The following is an 18,512-nucleotide window of genomic DNA, read 5'->3' as shown; positions in this document are numbered from 1 at the left end:
GTGTCCTGCTAGTTCGGCGGCATCGGATGCGTCGATCGACGTGTCGTTGTCAGCGCCCGCGACAGCAAATCCGCCGCCAGTGCCACGCCGTCGTCGCGCTCGATCATCCAATGCCCCTCCTCGCCGGACGCTGGCAACAGCTTGAAGTCCGCCCGGCCTCCGGCCGAGTCGAAGGCCTCCGCAAGCCGACGCGAAAGCGGTGGTGGAAAGTAGCTGTCATTGGCCGCGACCAGCCACGTGACCGGCACGCGCGCGCCGCGTCCAAATGCGCGGGCCGTATCGAGCAGGCGCGCCTCTGCACAGACGCGCCCTGGCACCTCGTCGGCATGGCCGCCACGGCCGGGCGCGAACACGATGATGCTCGAAACGAACTGCCGGGGCTGATCGGCGAGCGCCAGCGCGCCCCAGCCGCCGGCCGAGTGACCGACCACAAGTGCGCCGCCTTTGGCGACGAATGGTTGATCGCGCATGAAGGCAAGCGCGCGCGAGATCTGCGTGGCCGTGGCACGTCCCGCCTTCTCGTAGTCCGGATTTTCGCACGCGCCCTGATCCTCGACATAGGGGCCGCCGGTACGGCCATGCCCGAGCCGCTCCGGCACCAGCACCGCATAGCCGCGCGCGACCAGCTCGCTGGCCATCGCCGTGTAGCTCGGCTGCGGCAGCTGCGCGCGCCGCAACGCATTCTGTGTCGAGGCATGCGCGATCAGCGCCAGCGGAAACGGTCCGTCACCGGCAGGCCGATACAGCAGCGCATGCGCGGGGAGTCCAGGCTCGGTCGAGGGCACCAGCCATTGCTGCAGCCGGGCCGGCTCGCCTTCCGGCGAGGCCGGGCCGAATGTCTGTGCCCAGGCGTTCGATCCCGCGAGGACGAGCGCCATCAACCATGAGAGGCAGCGAAGCAGCAGCATTCAGCCGGGCGGGAAGTTGTTGAGCTCCGGCCACACTAGCCGAGCCCACCGCGAGTGAGTTGCAGTTTTTAGTTCGTGGTATGAACCTGCGGTGACGGGGCACCGTCGACCCTCAACAATGTTGCGAATTTGTCCCTTTTCGGCACAGCTCTCCGCCACGGTGATGCCGAAAGTCCACAGGTTAACCGATCTTTAACGTGGCACCTTGAAGGCGGACCGCCGACTTGCTTTGATCCGCTCATGAGCACAACCCTGATCGAAGTCCGTCCGGCCAAGGCTGCAGATGCGGCTGCGGTGGCGTCAGCCCATGATGAAGCCTGGCGTTCCGCCTACCAGGGAATCATCCCTGGCGCAGAGCTGGAGAAGCTGATCAACCGGCGCGGCCCCCAATGGTGGGACAGCGCGATCCGCAAAGGCAGCCGCGTCAGCGTGCTGGTGTTCAACGACAAGGTCGCAGGCTATGCGAATTACGGCCGCAATCGCGCCCGCAGCCTGCACTTCGACGGTGAAGTCTACGAGCTTTATCTGCGACCGGAATTTCAGGGGCTGGGGTTCGGTCGCCGGCTCTTCCAGTCCGCCAAGCGCGACCTCGCGCAGAGCGGCCTGAAGAGCATGGTGGTATGGGCGTTGTCCGACAACGATCCTGCCACCGAGTTCTACCGCGCCTTGGGCGGCCGGATGGTCGCGCGGTCGTCGGAGCGCTTCGGGCCGAAGTCGCTCGACAAGGTTGCCTTTGCCTGGACCAACTGAGCCTGGGCCGGCCGTGCTCCGGGCGCGTTAAACGTTAACGCGCCGCCGAATTGAACTGGAATTGAACTGAAAGTGTTGGCTTGAGGTAGCTGTTGCGCAGCCGCGATTTTTTTGCGACTGCGAATGCCAGCGCTTGCCTGTCGAGCGTCCGACCCTCAACGTTCAAGTTCTCAAACGTTCAAGTTCTACGGAGCATCCATGCGCATCGACGCCATCCCGATCGGGAAAGATCCGCCGCGCGAGGTCAACGTCGTCATCGAAGTGCCGGTCGGCGGCGAGCCGATCAAGTACGAGCTCGACAAGGAAGCCGGCACGCTGTTCGTCGACCGCTTCCTCTATACGGCGATGCGCTACCCCGGCAATTACGGCTTCATCCCGCACACGCTGTCCAATGACGGCGACCCCTGCGACGTGCTGGTCGCCAATACGCGTGCGATCGTGCCCGGCGCGGTCATGAGCGTGCGCCCGGTCGGCGTGCTGCTGATGGAGGACGAGGCTGGCGGCGACGAGAAGATCATCGCGGTGCCGTCCTCGAAGCTGACCCAGCGCTACGACAAGGTCCGCACCTATTCGGACCTGCCGGACATCACGCTGCAGCAGATCCGGCACTTCTACGAGCACTACAAGGACCTCGAGCCCGGCAAGTGGGTCAAGGTGCTGCGTTGGGGCAATGCCGACGACGCCCATCAGCTGATCGCCGAGGGCATCGCGCGCGCCAAGGCGGCGAAGAAGTAGGGCGCGCGGAAGCTCCAAACGCAGCGCTTCGCGGCTCCAGGCGATGGACTTTCGAGTCCGCTCCGAGCAGTTTCACGGCGTCGCAGATAGGATCTGCGGCGCCGTCTTGTCTTGGAGCGTTCTGCAATGCGCCGCCTGCTCAGGTCCCTTCGATACCTTGGTCTTCTCATCCTGGCGGCAGGCGCGGCGCTCGTCGCGCTCGTGCTGGTCAACATGTTTCGCCATGGCTCCCGGCAGCTCGATGTCGCGGCGCTGCCGAAGATCAGCATCGATGCCGAGGCCGCGGCGCAGCGGCTCGCGGCGGCGGTTCGTTTTCGCACGATTTCGAGCTCCGACGATCCCGAGCTGAATGCCGATGCCTTCGCGGCGCTCAAGGCCCATATCGAGGCAAGCTTCCCGGCCTTTCATGCGGCCGCGACACAGGAGGTCGTGGCCGGGCACAGCCTGCTGTACCTGTGGAAGGGCTCGGATGCGGCGGCCAGGCCGATTGCGCTGCTGGCCCATCAGGATGTGGTGCCGGTCGCGCCGGGCACCGAGCCCGACTGGGCCGTGCCGCCGTTTGCCGGCGTCGTCAAAGACGGCTTCGTCTGGGGCCGCGGCGCCTGGGACGACAAGGGCAATCTGTATGCGATGCTGGAGGCGGCCGAGGCGCTGATCAAGGCCGGCTTCAAGCCGAAGCGCACGATCTATTTCGCCTTCGGTCACGACGAGGAGGTCGGCGGCACCCGGGGCGCCAAGGCCATCTCGGCCGTCCTCGCCGCCCGCAACGTCCGGCTGGACTTCGTCATCGATGAGGGCCTGCTGATCTCGGAGGGCGGCATCAAGGGCCTCGACAAGCCGGCGGCACTGGTCGGTGTTGCCGAGAAGGGCTATGCGAGCCTGGTGCTGACGGCCAAGGCCACCCCGGGGCATTCCTCGATGCCGCCGCGGGACACCGCGATCGGCATGATGAGTGCGGCGCTGGCGAAGCTCGAGGCCAACCGGCTGCCGATGCGCATCGACGGCACGGTCGGCGAGATGTTTGATACGCTGGCGCCGGAAATGACCGGCATCAACCGCGCCGTGCTGTCCAATCTCTGGCTGACCAAACCGCTGCTGTTCGGCGAGTTCGCCAAGAGCGGTCCGGCCGAAGCGATGGTCCGTACGACGACCGCGCTGACCATCTTCAACGCGGGCGACAAGGACAACGTGCTGCCGGGCAACGCCTCCGCCACCGTGAATTTCCGGCTGCTGCCGGGGGACACCGAGGCGGGCATCATCGACCACGTCAGGCAGACCGTGGCCAACGACCGCATCTCGATCACGTCCTTGCGCGGCAACCGCGAGCCCCCGCCGGTCACCTCGACCGCCGGACCGTCCTATCAGCTCGTGAACCGGACCATTCGCGAGATCTTCAGCGACGCGGTGGTGGCGCCCGGCCTGATGGTCGCCGGCACCGATTCGAGCCACTATGCGGGCATTGCCGACAGCATCTTCCGCTTCTCGCCGCTGCGCGCGACGACGGAGGATCTCAAGCGCTTCCACGGCACCAATGAGCGGCTGTCGGTCGAGGGCTATGCCGACATGATCCGCTTCTATCGGCGGCTGCTGGAAGCCGCCGCGGGCTAAGGCCTAGACGGCCGGCTTCGGCAGCCCGGCGATCGCGCAGGCGGCGCGCAGCGTGTTCACCAGAAGGCAGGCCACCGTCATCTGGCCGACGCCGCCGGGCACCGGCGTGATCGCGCCGGCGACCTCCGCCACCTCGGCATAGGCGACGTCGCCGACCAGCTTCGTCTTCCCCTCCGCCGTCGGGATACGGTTGATGCCGACGTCGATCACGGTCGCGCCCGGCTTGATCCAGTCGCGCTTCACCATCTCCGGGCGGCCCACGGCGGCGTAGACCAGATCGGCGCGCGCGGTCAGCGCCGGCAGGTCGCGCGAGCGCGAATGCGCGATCGTCACCGTGGCGTTCTCGTTCAGCAGGAGCTGGACCAGCGGACGGCCGACCAGGTTCGAGCGGCCGATCACGATCGCGTTCATGCCCTCCAGCGAGCCATGCACGGTCTTGCTGAGGATGATGCAGCCGAGCGGAGTGCACGGCGCCAGCGCCGGCTGGCCGCCGGCGAGACGGCCGGCATTGTGCGGATGCAGCCCGTCGACGTCCTTGGCCGGATCGATCGCATTGATCACGACTTCGGTCTCCAGCCCCTTCGGCAGCGGCAGCTGCACCAGGATGCCGTGTACGGCGGGATCGCGGTTGAGCTTGCCGATCAAGGCCAGCAGCTCGTCCTGCGACACGTCGGCCGGCAGCTTGTGTTCGAACGAGGCCATGCCGGCCGCCTGGGTCTGGGTATGCTTGCTGCGGACATAGACCTCGGACGCCGGATCGTTGCCGACCAGCACCACGGCGAGGCCCGGTGTCAGGCCATGGTCGCGCTTGACCCGCTCGACCTCACGGGCGACCTGCGCGCGCAGGTCGGCTGCAATGATCTTTCCGTCGATGATGCGCGCGGTCATTTTGCTCTATCCTCGGTTCAAAGGCTGTTCATCGAGCAAGACGCTGGCCGCGTGCTCCCACCCTCCCCTGGAGGGGGAGGGTCGATCGCACGCGAAGCGGGCGAGCGGGGTGGGGTGAAGCCACGGATGCCGGTACCGGTGGAGAGATCACCCCACCCCGCCTCACGCTCGCTTCGCTCACCGTGAGGCGACCCTCCCCCTCCAGGGGAGGGTGAAGATCGCCGCTTGCGAAGCCGAAAGACCTCGGCTCGCACTTCTTGCGTCTATTGTCGTTGTTTCCCGGTCCGCTTATGGGCTGCAAGGAGGTCGCGCAAGGCCTGATCGAGCGCGGACGGATCGCCGTCGATGGCGACCTGTTTTAGCCGTGAGGTGGTGCCAGAGGTGATTCGCACCGAGGCCTTGGTGACGCCGATCGCCTTGGCGAGCAGCTCTGTCACCGCGCGATTCGCCTCGCCGCCATCCGCGATGGCCCGGACGCGGACCTTGAGCACGTTGCGGCCGTCGGACAGCGTTTCGACGCCGTCGATCGCGTCGCGGCCGCCGCGCGGCGTCACACGCAGCGCGACGGTGAGACCATCAGCAGCGGCGCGCCAGGGATCCATGGCGAACGGCGTGGCGGTCAGAACACGAATGGATAGATGTAGTAGGTGATCACCCGCTGAATCAGCATGATGATGAGGATCAGGATGATCGGCGAGATGTCGAGGCCGCCGAGATTGGGCAGCATGCGCCGGATCGGCGCCAGCACCGGCTCGGTGATTCGGTACAGGAACTCGGCCACGGCGGAGACGAACTGATTGCGCGTGTTGACGACGTTGAAGGCGATCAGCCACGACAGAATCGCCGAGGCGATCAGCAGCCAGACATAGAGGTCGAGAACGATCAGAACGATGTCGAGAACGGCACGCATGCGGGTCCACTCGGGGGGCGAGGTCGCGAATTCGACCTGTGACGACCGGTAGATATCGGTTCCCCCCGGCGCAAACAAGGGAAGGTGCCCGTCAAGGCTAACGGACGATGTGACCGTTCTTGACTTGACCTCGGCACCCACTGTAAATGGCGCCCGATCTGCCGGCTGCCTTTTCCCAACATCGAGGCGGTCGTGTTACGGGGCCATAGCTCAGCTGGGAGAGCGCGTCGTTCGCAATGACGAGGTCGGCGGTTCGATCCCGCCTGGCTCCACCAACCTTCGCTCGCTTCGCGAGCTTCGGCTCGGCAAGCCGCTTCAGCAAATGAATAGCGAAGCGTGCGAAGGTTGCCGCGCCAGAGCCCGAAGGGCGACGGCGGGCTGGATGGCAAAGATGCCCAACAACGGACTGACCAGGACGCCCGTCCTACTCCGCCGCCTCGGCCATCGCCGCCACCGGCTCGCGCATCAGCCAGCCATCCAGAAACTGCGCCAGCCACGCCCGCTCGGCCGCATCGTGCACGGCGCGGCCCTCGAAATGATGGTGGCGCAGACGGGCGCCGGGCGTGTCCAGCCGGGCATGACCGCGCGTGGTCCAGCGGCACATCATCGCGTAGGTCACGTCGGGGTGGAACTGTAGCCCGGTCGCGTTCTGGTATTGATAGGCCTGCACCGGAAAGTCGCCACCCTCGGCGAGCAGCTCGGCGCCATCGGGCAGATCGAAGCCCTCGCGGTGCCAGTGATAGACGTGATCGGGCCAATGCGGGCACAGCTTGCGCCCGGCCCGGGTCGGGCGGATCGGATAATAGCCGATCTCGGCGCGCCCCTCTGGATGCGGCGCAACCGGGGCGCCGAGCTGGATCGCCAGCATCTGCGCGCCCAGGCAGATCCCGAGAAACGGACGCTGCTCCCGCAGCGGCACCTCGATCCAGTCGATCTCGCGGCGGACGAAGTCGTCCGGATCGTTCGCGCTCATCGGACCGCCGAAAATTACGGCACCCGCATGCCCATCGAGCGTCTCCGGCAGCGGATCGCCGAACCGCGGCCGGCGGATGTCGAGCGGATAGCCGCGGGCGCGCAGCGCATTGCCGACCCGGCCGGGGCTCGACGTTTCCTGGTGCAGGATGATGAGGATGGGCCGCTGCGGCGCAGCCGCCATGGCCGGCTTCGGATGGAGCTGCCGAACGTCGGCCTGGGGCCCGTTCGGATGGAGCGAAGGGTCTTGCCTGAGCATCACCTGGCGATCATAGCTAAGCAAAGGTTAACGGCGCGTGAGCGAGCGCACATTCCAAAGCAAGCGCCGGGCCAGCGCGATCAGGTCCGCTTCAGCTGCAGCCGGCCGACCGCGGCGAGGATGAAGCCACGCGGGAACCAGCGCAGCATGAACGGCACGATCTTGATGCCGAGCCCGGGCAGCACCACGCGCTTGTCGGCCATCAAGCCGCGATAGCCCGCTTCCGCCACCGCCTTGGGCGAGACGTTGAGGATCACCGAATCCACGCCCGGCTTGAAGCCGGCGCGGTCCTGGAATTCCGACGGCACCGGACCGGGACATAGCACCGTGACCCGGACGCCATGCGGCGCCAGCTCCTTGCGCAGCGCCTCGGTGAACGAGATCACATACGCCTTGGAGGCGTAATAGACGGCCATGCCGGGACCCGGCAGGAACCCGGCCACAGAGCCCAGATTGAGGATGCCGCCCTTGTTGCGGATCAGCTGCTCGGAAAAGCGCAGCGACAGCTCGGTCAGGGCGCGAACGTTCACGGAAATCATGTCGAGCTGCTCGGCGCGGTCGAGCTGTACCGCCTTGCCGAACAGGCCGAAGCCGGCGTTGTTGACGAGATATTCCAGCTCCAGGCCGGCAGCCGACAGCGCAGCCTCGATGGTCGCGCCGGCGTCGGAGGAGGTGAGGTCACAGGGGATCACCAGCGGCGCCGGGCCGCCCTTGGCGGCGATCTCCTGGGCCAGCGCCGCGAGCCGGTCTTCGCGCCGGGCCGTCAATGCGAGCCGGTGCCCGTTCGCGGCAAATACGCGCGCCAACTCGCTGCCGATCCCGGCCGAGGCACCTGTTACGAGCGTGACACGTTCACCCACGATCCTGCTCTTCGATCACAATCCGCACATCATCCAATCGCGGCGGACGAGAGCATAGCGGGACGGGAACATGCAAGACACCGTGCTCCATGGCCTTGCGCGGGATTGCGGCAATAGCCTCAGATTCACATGGGTTTACATGAACGGGGGGTTTCGGAAACAAAATTAAAGTTTGTTCATCTCCGCATGAAGTCGGTTCCGCCCGGAGCCAGGCGGTTCAAGCAGGGGCGCCGGACTTCCGCGACGCCACCCGGTGCTTGAGGTCGACGCGGTCATGCGTGGAGATGCCGAGCAGCTCGGAGGCGCGCCAGACCACATTGTCCTCGAACTCCGTCACCTTGCCGTCGGCAAAGACCAGCTCCCACATCATCTCCACGATGCGCAGGCGGCCGGCTTCATCGACCTCGCGCATGATCACGCTGGTGAAGCGATAGAGATCGACAGCGTCGCCCTCCGCCAGCATGGCCTGGGCGATCAGCCGGTCGGCGCTGCCGGGGTCGAGCCCGAAGCGCAGCTCGATCAGGCCGTGCAGCTTGCGCCGTTCGATCTCGCTCGGCTCGCCGTCCAGCGAGATGACGTGGATCAGCAGCGCCGTCGCCGCGAGCTGATAGCCATTGTCGTCGAACGCCGGGGTCTCGTGCGGCGAAACGACGTCGGCGATGAATTGGCGCAATCCTTCGAGCATGGCGTCCTTTCGTTGTCAGATCCGTAGTGGACCGCAAACCGGCCGGCGACTGCTCATTATATGCGAATGCCACGCTGCGCCGGCAATCCGCTGCGACCTTCGGGCTGCATGACATTTCGGTAAGGCTCAGGGGATTTCGTACACCATCATGCGGTCGGCGATGCCGCGCAGCGCCGCGTGCTTCTGAATTGGCGCGATCTTCGCGCCCCGCAGGATGTCGGCGACGCCGGGGCTCTCGATCACGGGCGCGGTGAGATGGATCTCCTGCGCGGTCGACAGGCTCTGCACGCGGGCGGCGATGTTGACGGTCTGGCCGAAATAGTCCTGGCGGTCGTTCAGCATCACCGCGAGACACGGCCCCTCGTGGATGCCGATCTTGACCACGAGGTCCTCGGTGCCGCGCTCGGCATTGAGCCGCTGCATCGCCGCGCGCATGCGCAGGCCGGCGGCGAGCGCATGCTCGGGCTTGACGAAGGTCGCCATCACGGCGTCGCCGATCGTCTTCACCACCGCGCCCTTCTCGGCGTTGATGATCTCCAGCAGCGCGCGGAAATGGGCGCGCACCAGGTCGAAGGCCGCGAGATCGCCGACGCGCTCATACAGCGCGGTCGAGCTCTTGAGGTCGGTGAACAGGAAGGTCAGCGAGGTGATCTTCAGCCGCTGGTCGATGTTGAGATTGTCCGCCTTGAACACGTCGCGAAAGGTCTGGTTGGATAATATGCGCTTGGCGGTCAGGAAAGGCCGGCGCTTGCCAAGGAGATGGTGGAGCGCATCGCCGGCAACGAAGACGGTCGGCAGCGTCCGTACGCCGGCCTGATTGTCGAGCGCCAGTCGCAGCGGGCCTGGACGCAACGTGATCGATCCGGTCGGAGGATGTGCCCTGTTGAATAGGAGTCCGAGCTGCTGGCGCTCCCTGGTGGGCTCGCCCTGAACGTCGATGAAATGCGCAGAATGCGTCACCGGTTCGAAGATGATGATGAAATCGGATGGGAGCTGCAGCGAGAGCACGGCTTTTTCACCGGCTGGCAGCTCGAGCGCATCAAGCGTCACTTCTTCGCTGAGCGAGGCAAAAGTCTCCCGGTCGAGGTCGATCCCGGAACTCCAGAAGACCTGCTTGTAATACTCCCAGAGCGGCAGCGTGTTCGGATCGTGAGCGGCGATGCTCCTGACCTTGGAGCTCACGGTGAAAGCAACTTCGACCTGCTCGTCGATGGAAGGCTCGTAGCCGCAAGCGCATAGTCCGCAATGGTAATCGTCATGGCGGAGAGATTTCAGCGTGGCGTGCGCATCCAGCACGCCGCTGCAGCCAGGACAGAGCACGTTCCAGGTCAGATCGAACAAGCCGATCCGTGCAGCATGCAGGAACCCGGAAATAACCCGTTCTTCATCGAGACCGGCGCGCGCCGAGAACTCCAGGGCATTGATACGGTTGAGTTCGTGATCTTCACCCGCCTCAATCAACCGTGTGATCGCGTCCGCAACGGCCGGATCGGCGGTCTGCTTCAGAACCGAAAGCTGGGCCTGGATGTCGCTCATGGCGTGCTAAGATGGTGCCTAGCAAACCCACAAGCAAGAGACGAAGCGATGGCCCGGCCGCCGCCGGGATCAGACGCCCGCCCTGGGCGTGAGCTTGAACAGCGGCGAGCGATCCGGCTGGGTCGTGACCACGCCGACCGGCATCACGGGTGCGGCGTCGAGCATTTCGATGTCGAAGGCCGCCACCAGCCGTGCCAGCGCCAGCACCGCCTCGGTCAGGGCGAAATGAGCCCCGATGCAGACCCGCGCGCCCGCTCCGAACGGCAGATAGGCGAAGCGCTCCGGCGGCGGCGCACCCGGCATGAATCGTTCGGGCTTGAAGGCGTTGGGCGCATCCCACAGCTTCTCGTGCCGGTGCAGCAGCCACGGCGAGATCAGCACGACGTCGCCGCGCCTCACCTGGAACGCGGCGATCCGGTCGGGGCCGCTGGCTGCGCGCGCGATCAGGAACGCGGGCGGATAGAGCCGCAATGTCTCGTCCAGCACGGCGCGCGTGAACGGCAGTTGATCCGGATCGCTGAGATCGGTTGCGGCGCGGGCCTCCTGCGCGAGCTTGTCCTGATTGGCCGGGTCGAGCGCGATCAGATACAGCGCCCAGAACAGCGCCGTTGCCGTGGTCTCGTGGCCGGCGAGGATCATGGTCGCGACCTCGTCGGCGAGTTGTGCATCGGTGAACGCCGCGCCGGTCTCGGGATCGCGTGCCGCGCCCATCAGGTCGAACAGGTCGCGCGGCGGTGCGTCCTCCAGCTTGCCGGCGGCGCGGCGCTCGGCCATCAGCATGGCGACGAAACGGGTCCAGCGCTTGCGGAACCGCCGGCGCGCGAAGTCGCGCGGCGTCGGCCAGGACAGCGGCAGCACGATGTCCAGCAGATGCGGGCTGGCCAGCCGCGCGCCATACTCGTAGACGAAATCGCGCAGGGTGGCACCATGGCGGCCCATCTCGAACGAGAACATCGTGCGGCCGGCGATGTCGAGCGTCATGCGCTGCATGATCTCGCGCAGGTCGAGCGCCTGCCCGCATTGCTGCTTCAGCCTGGCGACGGTCTCGTCGCTCACCGCGACCATGTGCGGGATGAGGCCGGAAACGGCGCGTGGCGTGAACGCCGGCGCGAGCGTCCGGCGCTGGTGCTTCCACGCCTTGCCTTCCGCGATCAGCAGCCCCTCGCCGAGCACCGGACGCAGCACGCGGATGGCGCCGACGGTGCGGGCGTAGTTCTCCCAATTGTCGACCAGCACGTGCTTGATCGTGTCGGGCGTATTGAGAATGTAGCTGGAGCTGCCGAAGAAGCGGCCGCGAATGATGTCGTCCTCATAGGCGCGCTGGCTCCAGGTCGCGATCGCGTTGTCGCCCATCATCAGCACGCGGCGCAGCGCGCCCATGCTGTCAGGCGCCCGCGGCGGTGTCGGCGGTATCAGCGGCAATCGTGCCTGCGGCAGATAATGGACGTCGGCGGTACTCATTCACGGCCTCTCGACGCTGTCACGAGCCTGGAACCACCGATCGGCTGCATCGCGAGCAACCGAGCCTCGGTTGCGGGGTCGCAACGGGCCGTCGCGCAACGACGGCCTTCTGCCAGAGGTAACTCTGTCGTCCCGCTCACAAGCGAGAGGGGCGCGCTTCCGCCCTCTCCGAGGCTATGATGTATCATCATACTCCAGCAACTAATTAGTCAGCTCGATCACCGCAATCCTGCTCTCCGATGCTGGCCAAAGACGGGCGGTGATGCGTTCCTCGTTGAACAGTCCGATGACGCTGCGTCCGACGTCGCCCGCAGGCAGCCGCAATGTCGTTGCCGCATCGGTCGGTATTCCCTTCTGTACGTCGGTTGGTTCCTTGCCGTCGAGCAGCACGATGTCGCGGGGCAGGCCGAAATAGCCGCGCGGCCTGATCATGATGAGAATCGCTCCGGCGCCGGCATCGGCCTGGCCGAGCGGCCGCGCCGCGCGCAGATGCACGACGTCGGACGAGCGCGGGAACGGCGAGCGGTAGAAGTGCGTGACCGGCGCGCCCGGCGAGGTCAGGACGATCTCGAGATAGGACGTCGGATCGACCTCCGCGGGACCCCAGCGCCCGTCGGCGCCGGTCTGGCCGCGATAGACAGGCTCGCCATTGCGTGCGCCGGTCTCGCTCGAGACGCGATAGACCTCCACGCTTGCGCCCGCGACCGGGCGATTGGTCGGCGCGCCGCCCGGCGTTCCCGTCACCAGACCGCTGAGCCGCACCTGCTGCTCGGGCTGGATCGCGATCTGCGTCGGCTCACGGCCGGCGATGAATTTGTAGATCTCGCGGAACGCGCGCGGGTGGAACGCGACCTCGCGATGGTCGAGCGCGCCGATCACGAGATTGGTTGCGCCCTTCAGCGCCGGCCCTTCGGACGTGATCCCGGTCGGCACGCCGGGCTTGCCGACCAGGCGGCCGTCGGCCTGGGCGTATTTGTCGAGCCCGTCGCTGCGCAGCGTCAGGAAGGCGGTGCCCTCGGTCACCTCGGTGTCGCCGGCATTCAGTCCGCGCAGGAACGGGCCGCGGCCGTTGAACTCGCTGCCGGGGCTGTCATCCCAGTCGAACACGCCATGATTGGGCGTTCCGCACAGCACGGCGTGGCTGACATCGGCGCCGCCGCCGTTCTTCACGACGTTGCGGATCGCATTGCCGCCACGCGAACTGCCGACCAGCGCGACGCGCGCAGCGCCCGTGCGCTCCTTCAGTGCCTTGATGGCCTCGGCGAGTTCGCGGCGCTGATCGTCGGTCGACGAGCGGTTCGGCTGCGCCACGGCGTCGTCGTTGCGCGCCAGCGGGTCGGTGAAGTTGAGCGCAGCGAGACGCGTGCGCGGCACGCCGTTGGATTCCATCCGCCACAGCGTGGTCATCCACAATGCCGCGTGGTCGCCATTGCCGTGCACGAACAGGACCGGAGGGATGTCGCCCACCGTCGTTGCCGCCGCGCTCTGGGCGCGTACCGGTAAGGGCAGACCGCTGGTGAGCAAGGGAAGGGTTCCCATTCCCTGCAGAATGTTGCGGCGCGTCAGCTTCATCGGCGGTCTCCCTTTGGTCTCATTCATTTGTGTTCGTTGGCCGCGATCCCCGATGCCGGCCTTTGCAGGCAGCACTGGACAGCGGCGGACATTCGCAGGCATCACATAGGTCCAGCTGGAATCAAGCGATAGTTCGATGCGAGCTTCAAGGCGAACTGGCGACGTGGACGGACCCGCATGAATGCGCCGCAGAAACGTGAGCTGTTCGCCGCCGAAGGCATCGCCGCGCCGCTGCGGCACGCGGTGTTCCGCCGCATCTGGCTGGCGAGCCTGCTGTCGAACCTGGGCCTGCTGATCCAGGCGGTCGGCGCCGCCTGGGCGATGACGCAGATGACGTCGTCGGCCGACAAGGTTGCGCTGGTGCAGACGGCCTTGATGCTGCCGGTGATGTTCATCTCGATGCCGGCCGGCGCCATCGCCGACATGTATGACCGGCGCATCGTCGCGCTGGTCGCGCTCGCCGTGGCGCTCGGCGGCGCCACCACGTTGACGGTGCTGGCATGGTACGGCCTGGTGACGCCGGAGCGCCTGCTCGCGCTGTGCTTCGTCATCGGCAGCGGCATGGCGCTGATGGGGCCGGCCTGGCAATCCTCCGTCAGCGAGCAGGTGCCGCCGGAGACGCTGCCGGCCGCGGTCGCGCTGAACGGCATCAGCTACAACATCGCGCGCAGCTTCGGTCCGGCGATCGGCGGCGTCGTGGTCGCGGCCGCCGGCGCGGTCGCCGCGTTCGCGGCCAATGCGCTGCTGTATCTGCCGCTGCTCGCGGCATTGTTCCTGTGGCGGCGCGTGGTCGAGCCAAGCCGGCTGCCGCGCGAGCCGCTCAACCGCGCCATCGTCTCCGGCGTCCGCTACATCGTCCATTCGCCGTCGATCCGGATCGTGCTGATCCGCACGCTGGTCACTGGCATCATCGGCGGCTCGATCTCGGCGCTGATGCCGCTGGTCGCGCGCGACCTGCTGCATGGCGGCGCGCAGACCTACGGCATCATGCTCGGCGCCTTCGGCATGGGCGCGGTGGTCGGCGCGCTCAACATCGGCGAGATCAGGAAACGGCTGTCTGGTGAGGCCGCGATCCGCACCTGCGCGCTCACCTTGGGCGCGGCCACCGCGGCCGTCGCGCTCAGCACCGCGCCGGTCCTGACGGCGGCGGCGCTCGTCATCGCCGGTGCGGTGTGGATGCTGGCGGTGGCGCTGTTCAACATCGGCGTGCAGCTTTCGGCACCCCGCTGGGTCGCGGGCCGCGCACTGGCGGCATTTCAGGCCGCGATCTCCGGCGGCATCGCGATCGGCAGTTGGGGTTGGGGGCGTCTCACCGACGCCGCCGGCGTCGAGGTCGCGCTGCTCGCGTCGGGAGCGCTGATGATGGTGTCGCCGCTGCTCGGCCTGTGGCTGCGGATGCCGCCGATCGGGGCCCGCAACGAGGACGGCGAGACGCTGGCTGATCCCGAGGTGCAGCTCGAGCTGACGCCGCGCTCGGGGCCGCTGGTGGTCGAGATCGAGTACCGCGTCGCTGAAGACAATGCCCGTGCGTTTCACGACCTGATGCAGGACGTGCAGCTCAGCCGCCAGCGCAACGGCGCCTATGGCTGGTCGATCGCACGCGACATCGCCGACCCCGAATTATGGACCGAGCGGTATCACTGCCCGACCTGGATCGACTATCTGCGTCAGCGCAACCGCTCGACCCGCGCCGAGCGCGAGCTGCACAAGCGCGCGATCGACTTCCACATCGGCACCGACCCGGTGCGCATCCGCCGCATGCTGGAACGCCCGTTCGGCTCGGTCCGGGCCAGGGACGACATCGACCGCACCGCCGAGCAGGCGCCTGCTGTCGCCTCGGCGGCTCGCAGCGGGCCGTAGCTTCGGACCATCTGCACCGAGCAGGCGATTACTGCCCGTGCTCGGTCAGCACCTTCTCGCAAGCCTTCGACAGCTTGGCCCGATGCTCCTTGAGACAGGCCAGCACCGCCTGGTCGCCGTTGTTCATCACCGCGCGGCAATACCGCGAGACGTCGCGCGCGCAGGCATCCTGGCCGGGCTGCTGCTGGGCTGAGGCGCTCGACGCGATCAGGACCAGAGGGATAATCAGAGAGAGTTTGTTCATGACTGGCGCCTCGCTCCCGGGACTGAACGTTTGGCGGCGCTTTTAGTGGTCGCAACCGGCCGTCGCAAGCGCCTCGGTCGCAGCCGGGGTGCGCAGGCGGGAGCCGGAAGCGCTCTCAATTGGCCTCATTGGCATCCGCGACCTTGCCGCTGCGCTTGGACATCTCGCGGTCGAGCACGACGCGGCAGCCGGAGCTGAGCGACGACCGGTTCTTGATCATGCAGGCGGTGATCGCCGGGATGTTCGGGATCTCGCTGCTGCACAGGCGGAACGCGTCGCCGGTACACATCTGCTGCGCCTCGGCGCTGAAGGCGAAGCTTGCCGTCGAGGAGAAGGTCGAGAGGGCGGCAAGGCTGGCGGCCGTCAGAACGGCCCTGCGCAGAATGTTGGTCGACTTCGTCATGGCTGGCTCCCATTGGCGCCGCATGTTGGCGGGGCCGCGTGTTTCAATGCGTCCATCATGGCGGGATGCCCTGTTGGCAACCGTGATGCGGGTCACGCCAGATCCAAACCTGGTCGGCAGTTTCGGCAGGCCGATGGCCGCGGCGCCATGTCGCTCCGGTGAACGGCCGCTTCGGAGCGGGCATCATCCTGGAAATCTTGTCCGATCCTGGTCGTGTTGGCACCGCGTTAAGGAATCGTTGGCACTAATGGAAGCTAATTGAAGGAGGCGGACAGCGTTGCGTCCGCCATCGAGTGTCTCGCGTTTTCGGGAAGAGTAACCATGCGTAATGCGTTAGGCTTGCTGCTGGCCACCGTCGTCGCGGCGTTGGCGATCACCGGTGTCTGGTACTACGTATCGAAGCCCAGCGCTGCCAAGGCCGCCGCGCAGAGCGCAGCGGCGAAGCCGTCCGAGCCGGCGCCGCCTCCGGCGCGCGTCGCCGCCAAGGCCAGCTCGAAGGACGATGTCGAGACGACCGGTACCGTCTCCACGCGCGCTGCCGCAGCAGCAGGCCCGGTGCCGGTGCTGCCCAGATCGACCTGCGCCAATCCGGACGCGCTCGGCATCTCCCGCACCGTCATGGTCGACACCACCGGCGGCCCGGGTTTCGGTCTCGATCACTTCAAGCAGTTCGACTTCCTCGCCGACCACGAGGTGGTGTTGACCTTCGACGACGGCCCGTGGCCGGTCAACACGCCGGCGGTGCTGAAGGCGCTGGCCGACGAATGCACCACCGGCATCTTCTTCACGATCGGCAAGCACGCGACCTATCATCCGGAGATCCTGCGCCAGGTGCTGGCCGCCGGTCACGTCGTCGGCGTGCATACGTGGTCGCACGCCAATCTGAACGGCAAGAAGATGACCGACGAGACGGCCAAGGAGGAGCTCGAGAAGGGTTTCAGCGCTGTCAAGTTCGCGCTCGGCACCAACCCGGCGCCGTTCTTCCGCTTCCCGCAACTGCAGCACCGGTCCTCTGCCGTGGCCTATCTCGGCAGCCGCAATGTCGCGATGTTCTCCTGCGACGTCGACAGCTTCGACTTCCGCTCCAAGGATGCCGACCAGGTCGTCAACACCGTGATGACCGGGCTCGACAAGAAGGGCAAGGGCATCATCCTGATGCACGACTTCCAGAAGAACACTGCGCTGGCGCTGCCGACCCTGCTGCGGCGGCTCAAGGCCGGCGGCTACAAGGTGGTCGCGATGAAGCCGAAGGGCACGCTCGACACGCTGCCGGAATATGACGCGATGATCGGCCAGGATCCGAAGCTGCCGACGACAATGACCAATGCGCGGCCGATCTCGAGCGTGATCCAGACCATCTCGCAGTGATGCCTCGCTGCAGGGTCTCCTCGCGCGAAAGGCCGGGCATTCGCCCGGCCTTCTTCGTTTGTCGCCGATTGGCGGATGCTCACCAATAGATGCCGTGGCGATGCAGCTCGCGGACGATGCGGGCTTCGGTCCAGCTCTTGCGGCGCGTCCGGTCGGAGCGCGCCGATTTCGACCGCCGCGATGATTGCTGCACAGAGCCCGGCTGCGGTGCCGGCGCCGCAGCGGCGGTGGGCTGCGGCGGCGGCGGTGCGGCGGCCGGGGCCGCTGGCGCAACCGGTTGCGCAGCGGGCTGGACCTCGGCCGCGACGGCCGGCACCGGCGCCGGGGTGACGGTGACCTCGCCGGCTTGCTGGACGTAGGTCGGACGCGGCGCCCGCGCGGCGGCGTCGTTCGACGACAGCGACAGGCTGCGTGTGCCCTCGGCCTGCGCGACTGTGGCGGATGCGAGCACCATGGCTCCGATCAGGATCATCTTGCGCATCGAGTAAGCTCCCCTTTGTTGGCTGCGGGAAGGTTTAGGCGCCGGCGCGACCGTCCGATGTGACCCCCGTCACGCTCCGCATGGCAAGCGCGAATGAAGCCGGATGCCGGCACACGGCACTGCGGATCGGTGCGCCATCTTTCTCGAAACCTTTCCGGCGCCGCGGGGACGTCCGCTCAGGACGAGGGGAGTTCTGGACGAGCCCATCCGGAAATCCACCGGCGGCAGCACGTGGGCGGTGGGCGACGCGATCCGGCACACCCGACTGTTGCTACCAAATTACCGTCAAGGCGCGGTGTTCCATGCTGCCGGTGAGATCCGGGGTTGAGGTATGATCGTATGTACGTGTACTGTTCGTTGGTGCTGTTCAGAAGCTTCGCCGAATCCGATAGGGGGACCGATCGATTCGGGGGAAGGATGCGCGCATGCGCCGGGTGATCGTTGCAGTGTTCTTGGCGGCCGTGACGCTGCTGGCCGCCAGCGGGCCGGGCCGGGCGCAGTCCGGCGACGACAACGTCGAAGAGATCTACATTGCGCGGAGCGTGCGCCAGGGCCGCGTCGTGCCGTCGGATTTCTGCGCGCCGACCAAGACCGGCTTCGCGCCGGCGCTGGAGGATCAGCTCTCGATCCACTCCGTCGGGGTCCGGCCGGCTGACGGCCGCATGACCGAGACCGGCGACAAGAGCATCGGCGAGATGCGGGTCTGCGTCGGCCAGGCGATGGATCCGACCCTGCTCGGCACCTACACCGAGGGCCAGCTCAACGGCATCGCATTCACCGGCATCGGCGATTGCCGGCTGGTGCGTGGCAATCTGCCGGAGGACGGCCTGCTCACGCACCGCTGCTTCCTGGCGCTGTCGGGCCTGCCTGAGCCGTATGTCGGCGGCTTCCTGGTTTCGAGCTCGCTGTATTCGAAGACGCCGTTCGGCACTGAAAGTTCGCCGCCGGGCTACGCCCAGGCCGGCATCCTGGTCATCCGCCTCTGGAAGAAGCGGCTGCCCTGAGGCAGCCG

At 66.8% G+C, this 18,512-nt stretch carries 19 protein-coding genes and 1 tRNA gene; 7 read left to right on the top strand and 13 right to left on the bottom strand.

What is annotated here, in order from left to right:
• Positions 1 to 8 precede the first annotated feature (8 nt).
• A complete protein-coding gene (locus tag ACQR13_RS01945) occupies positions 9 to 908 on the bottom strand; it encodes an alpha/beta hydrolase family protein (RefSeq protein ID WP_316193771.1) in 900 nt (299 codons plus the stop codon).
• Between the two features lie 240 nt (positions 909 to 1,148).
• On the opposite strand from ACQR13_RS01945, the gene ACQR13_RS01940 reads away from it, so the two are divergent.
• The 3 genes from ACQR13_RS01940 to ACQR13_RS01930 all read left to right on the top strand — a co-directional run bounded on the left by ACQR13_RS01940 (position 1,149) and on the right by ACQR13_RS01930 (position 4,001).
• Positions 1,149 to 1,658 carry a GNAT family N-acetyltransferase gene (locus ACQR13_RS01940; protein ID WP_006611902.1) on the top strand — a complete coding sequence of 170 codons (510 nt, stop codon included), beginning with the start codon at positions 1,149 to 1,151 and terminating at the stop codon, positions 1,656 to 1,658.
• Between the two features lie 198 nt (positions 1,659 to 1,856).
• Positions 1,857 to 2,393 carry an inorganic diphosphatase gene (gene ppa, locus ACQR13_RS01935; protein WP_315716738.1) on the top strand — a complete coding sequence of 179 codons (537 nt, stop codon included), beginning with the start codon at positions 1,857 to 1,859 and terminating at the stop codon, positions 2,391 to 2,393.
• A gap of 126 nt (positions 2,394 to 2,519) precedes the next feature.
• On the top strand, positions 2,520 to 4,001 hold the full coding sequence (locus tag ACQR13_RS01930) for a M20 family peptidase (RefSeq protein ID WP_316193769.1): 1,482 nt from the start codon (positions 2,520 to 2,522) through the stop codon (positions 3,999 to 4,001).
• Between the two features lie 3 nt (positions 4,002 to 4,004).
• Here the strand turns inward: ACQR13_RS01930 and folD are convergent, their stop codons facing one another.
• The 3 genes from folD to ACQR13_RS01915 form a co-directional block, all read right to left on the bottom strand.
• Positions 4,005 to 4,889, bottom strand: coding sequence for a bifunctional methylenetetrahydrofolate dehydrogenase/methenyltetrahydrofolate cyclohydrolase FolD (gene folD / locus ACQR13_RS01925; protein ID WP_316166433.1), 885 nt, complete (start codon positions 4,887 to 4,889; stop codon positions 4,005 to 4,007).
• 263 nt (positions 4,890 to 5,152) lie between these two features.
• A complete protein-coding gene (locus ACQR13_RS01920; RefSeq protein ID WP_316193768.1) occupies positions 5,153 to 5,491 on the bottom strand; it encodes a DUF167 domain-containing protein in 339 nt (112 codons plus the stop codon).
• A 17-nt stretch (positions 5,492 to 5,508) separates the two neighbouring features.
• Positions 5,509 to 5,799 (bottom strand): YggT family protein, encoded by a 291-nt coding sequence (locus ACQR13_RS01915; RefSeq protein ID WP_315716734.1) that lies wholly within the window; start codon positions 5,797 to 5,799, stop codon positions 5,509 to 5,511.
• Between the two features lie 199 nt (positions 5,800 to 5,998).
• Here ACQR13_RS01915 and ACQR13_RS01910 point away from each other — a divergent pair.
• Positions 5,999 to 6,074: transfer RNA gene (locus ACQR13_RS01910), tRNA-Ala, on the top strand.
• Positions 6,075 to 6,223: 149 nt separating this feature from the next.
• On the opposite strand, the gene ACQR13_RS01905 is transcribed toward ACQR13_RS01910, so the two are convergent.
• The 6 genes from ACQR13_RS01905 to ACQR13_RS01880 form a co-directional block, all read right to left on the bottom strand.
• Positions 6,224 to 7,030: a glutamine amidotransferase gene (locus tag ACQR13_RS01905; protein ID WP_434862533.1), complete on the bottom strand. Its 807-nt coding sequence runs from the start codon at positions 7,028 to 7,030 to the stop codon at positions 6,224 to 6,226.
• A gap of 80 nt (positions 7,031 to 7,110) precedes the next feature.
• The gene (locus ACQR13_RS01900; protein WP_315750558.1) at positions 7,111 to 7,890 is read right to left on the bottom strand and encodes an SDR family NAD(P)-dependent oxidoreductase; all 780 of its coding nucleotides are present in this window, start codon (positions 7,888 to 7,890) and stop codon (positions 7,111 to 7,113) included.
• 217 nt (positions 7,891 to 8,107) lie between these two features.
• Entirely contained in the window at positions 8,108 to 8,575 is a 468-nt protein-coding gene (locus ACQR13_RS01895) for a TerB family tellurite resistance protein (RefSeq protein WP_315716731.1), read from the bottom strand.
• 126 nt (positions 8,576 to 8,701) lie between these two features.
• The gene (locus tag ACQR13_RS01890; RefSeq protein WP_316166436.1) at positions 8,702 to 10,111 is read right to left on the bottom strand and encodes an adenylate/guanylate cyclase domain-containing protein; all 1,410 of its coding nucleotides are present in this window, start codon (positions 10,109 to 10,111) and stop codon (positions 8,702 to 8,704) included.
• 69 nt (positions 10,112 to 10,180) lie between these two features.
• Positions 10,181 to 11,572 carry a cytochrome P450 gene (locus tag ACQR13_RS01885; protein ID WP_316166437.1) on the bottom strand — a complete coding sequence of 464 codons (1,392 nt, stop codon included), beginning with the start codon at positions 11,570 to 11,572 and terminating at the stop codon, positions 10,181 to 10,183.
• 201 nt (positions 11,573 to 11,773) lie between these two features.
• Positions 11,774 to 13,144 (bottom strand): hydrolase, encoded by a 1,371-nt coding sequence (locus ACQR13_RS01880; protein WP_316173432.1) that lies wholly within the window; start codon positions 13,142 to 13,144, stop codon positions 11,774 to 11,776.
• A 177-nt stretch (positions 13,145 to 13,321) separates the two neighbouring features.
• Here ACQR13_RS01880 and ACQR13_RS01875 point away from each other — a divergent pair, with 177 nt between their 5' ends.
• Complete coding sequence (locus tag ACQR13_RS01875) at positions 13,322 to 15,004, top strand: MFS transporter (protein ID WP_316173431.1); 1,683 nt, start codon at positions 13,322 to 13,324, stop codon at positions 15,002 to 15,004.
• 28 nt (positions 15,005 to 15,032) lie between these two features.
• Here the strand turns inward: ACQR13_RS01875 and ACQR13_RS01870 are convergent, their stop codons facing one another.
• A complete protein-coding gene (locus tag ACQR13_RS01870; protein ID WP_316166443.1) occupies positions 15,033 to 15,248 on the bottom strand; it encodes a hypothetical protein in 216 nt (71 codons plus the stop codon).
• Positions 15,249 to 15,363: 115 nt separating this feature from the next.
• Positions 15,364 to 15,651 carry a hypothetical protein gene (locus ACQR13_RS01865; protein WP_315716725.1) on the bottom strand — a complete coding sequence of 96 codons (288 nt, stop codon included), beginning with the start codon at positions 15,649 to 15,651 and terminating at the stop codon, positions 15,364 to 15,366.
• 321 nt (positions 15,652 to 15,972) lie between these two features.
• Between ACQR13_RS01865 and ACQR13_RS01860 the strand changes: the two genes are divergently transcribed.
• Positions 15,973 to 17,019 carry a polysaccharide deacetylase family protein gene (locus ACQR13_RS01860; protein WP_434862532.1) on the top strand — a complete coding sequence of 349 codons (1,047 nt, stop codon included), beginning with the start codon at positions 15,973 to 15,975 and terminating at the stop codon, positions 17,017 to 17,019.
• A 79-nt stretch (positions 17,020 to 17,098) separates the two neighbouring features.
• On the opposite strand, the gene ACQR13_RS01855 is transcribed toward ACQR13_RS01860, so the two are convergent.
• Entirely contained in the window at positions 17,099 to 17,500 is a 402-nt protein-coding gene (locus tag ACQR13_RS01855; RefSeq protein WP_315716723.1) for a hypothetical protein, read from the bottom strand.
• A 425-nt stretch (positions 17,501 to 17,925) separates the two neighbouring features.
• On the opposite strand from ACQR13_RS01855, the gene ACQR13_RS01850 reads away from it, so the two are divergent.
• The gene (locus tag ACQR13_RS01850) at positions 17,926 to 18,504 is read left to right on the top strand and encodes a hypothetical protein (RefSeq protein ID WP_315716722.1); all 579 of its coding nucleotides are present in this window, start codon (positions 17,926 to 17,928) and stop codon (positions 18,502 to 18,504) included.
• The last annotated feature ends 8 nt before the right edge of the window (positions 18,505 to 18,512 follow it).

The sequence above is a fragment of the Bradyrhizobium sp. HKCCYLRH3059 genome (genome assembly GCF_051168035.1).
In the GTDB taxonomy this organism is placed as follows: Bacteria; Pseudomonadota; Alphaproteobacteria; order Rhizobiales; family Xanthobacteraceae; genus Bradyrhizobium.
Note: the sequence above shows the minus strand (reverse complement) of the source record. Positions and strands in the feature narration are given on the sequence as shown.

Coding starts and splice junctions, on each gene's coding strand:
- ACQR13_RS01945 (WP_316193771.1), bottom strand. CDS start 908: ATGCTGCTGCTTCGCTGCCTCTCATGGTTGATGGCGCTCGTCCTCGCG.
- ACQR13_RS01940 (WP_006611902.1), top strand. CDS start 1,149: ATGAGCACAACCCTGATCGAAGTCCGTCCGGCCAAGGCTGCAGATGCG.
- ppa (WP_315716738.1), top strand. CDS start 1,857: ATGCGCATCGACGCCATCCCGATCGGGAAAGATCCGCCGCGCGAGGTC.
- ACQR13_RS01930 (WP_316193769.1), top strand. CDS start 2,520: ATGCGCCGCCTGCTCAGGTCCCTTCGATACCTTGGTCTTCTCATCCTG.
- folD (WP_316166433.1), bottom strand. CDS start 4,889: ATGACCGCGCGCATCATCGACGGAAAGATCATTGCAGCCGACCTGCGC.
- ACQR13_RS01920 (WP_316193768.1), bottom strand. CDS start 5,491: ATGGATCCCTGGCGCGCCGCTGCTGATGGTCTCACCGTCGCGCTGCGT.
- ACQR13_RS01915 (WP_315716734.1), bottom strand. CDS start 5,799: ATGCGTGCCGTTCTCGACATCGTTCTGATCGTTCTCGACCTCTATGTC.
- ACQR13_RS01905 (WP_434862533.1), bottom strand. CDS start 7,030: ATGCTCAGGCAAGACCCTTCGCTCCATCCGAACGGGCCCCAGGCCGAC.
- ACQR13_RS01895 (WP_315716731.1), bottom strand. CDS start 8,575: ATGCTCGAAGGATTGCGCCAATTCATCGCCGACGTCGTTTCGCCGCAC.
- ACQR13_RS01890 (WP_316166436.1), bottom strand. CDS start 10,111: ATGAGCGACATCCAGGCCCAGCTTTCGGTTCTGAAGCAGACCGCCGAT.
- ACQR13_RS01885 (WP_316166437.1), bottom strand. CDS start 11,572: ATGAGTACCGCCGACGTCCATTATCTGCCGCAGGCACGATTGCCGCTG.
- ACQR13_RS01880 (WP_316173432.1), bottom strand. CDS start 13,144: ATGAAGCTGACGCGCCGCAACATTCTGCAGGGAATGGGAACCCTTCCC.
- ACQR13_RS01875 (WP_316173431.1), top strand. CDS start 13,322: ATGAATGCGCCGCAGAAACGTGAGCTGTTCGCCGCCGAAGGCATCGCC.
- ACQR13_RS01870 (WP_316166443.1), bottom strand. CDS start 15,248: ATGAACAAACTCTCTCTGATTATCCCTCTGGTCCTGATCGCGTCGAGC.
- ACQR13_RS01865 (WP_315716725.1), bottom strand. CDS start 15,651: ATGACGAAGTCGACCAACATTCTGCGCAGGGCCGTTCTGACGGCCGCC.
- ACQR13_RS01860 (WP_434862532.1), top strand. CDS start 15,973: ATGCGTAATGCGTTAGGCTTGCTGCTGGCCACCGTCGTCGCGGCGTTG.
- ACQR13_RS01855 (WP_315716723.1), bottom strand. CDS start 17,500: ATGCGCAAGATGATCCTGATCGGAGCCATGGTGCTCGCATCCGCCACA.
- ACQR13_RS01850 (WP_315716722.1), top strand. CDS start 17,926: ATGCGCCGGGTGATCGTTGCAGTGTTCTTGGCGGCCGTGACGCTGCTG.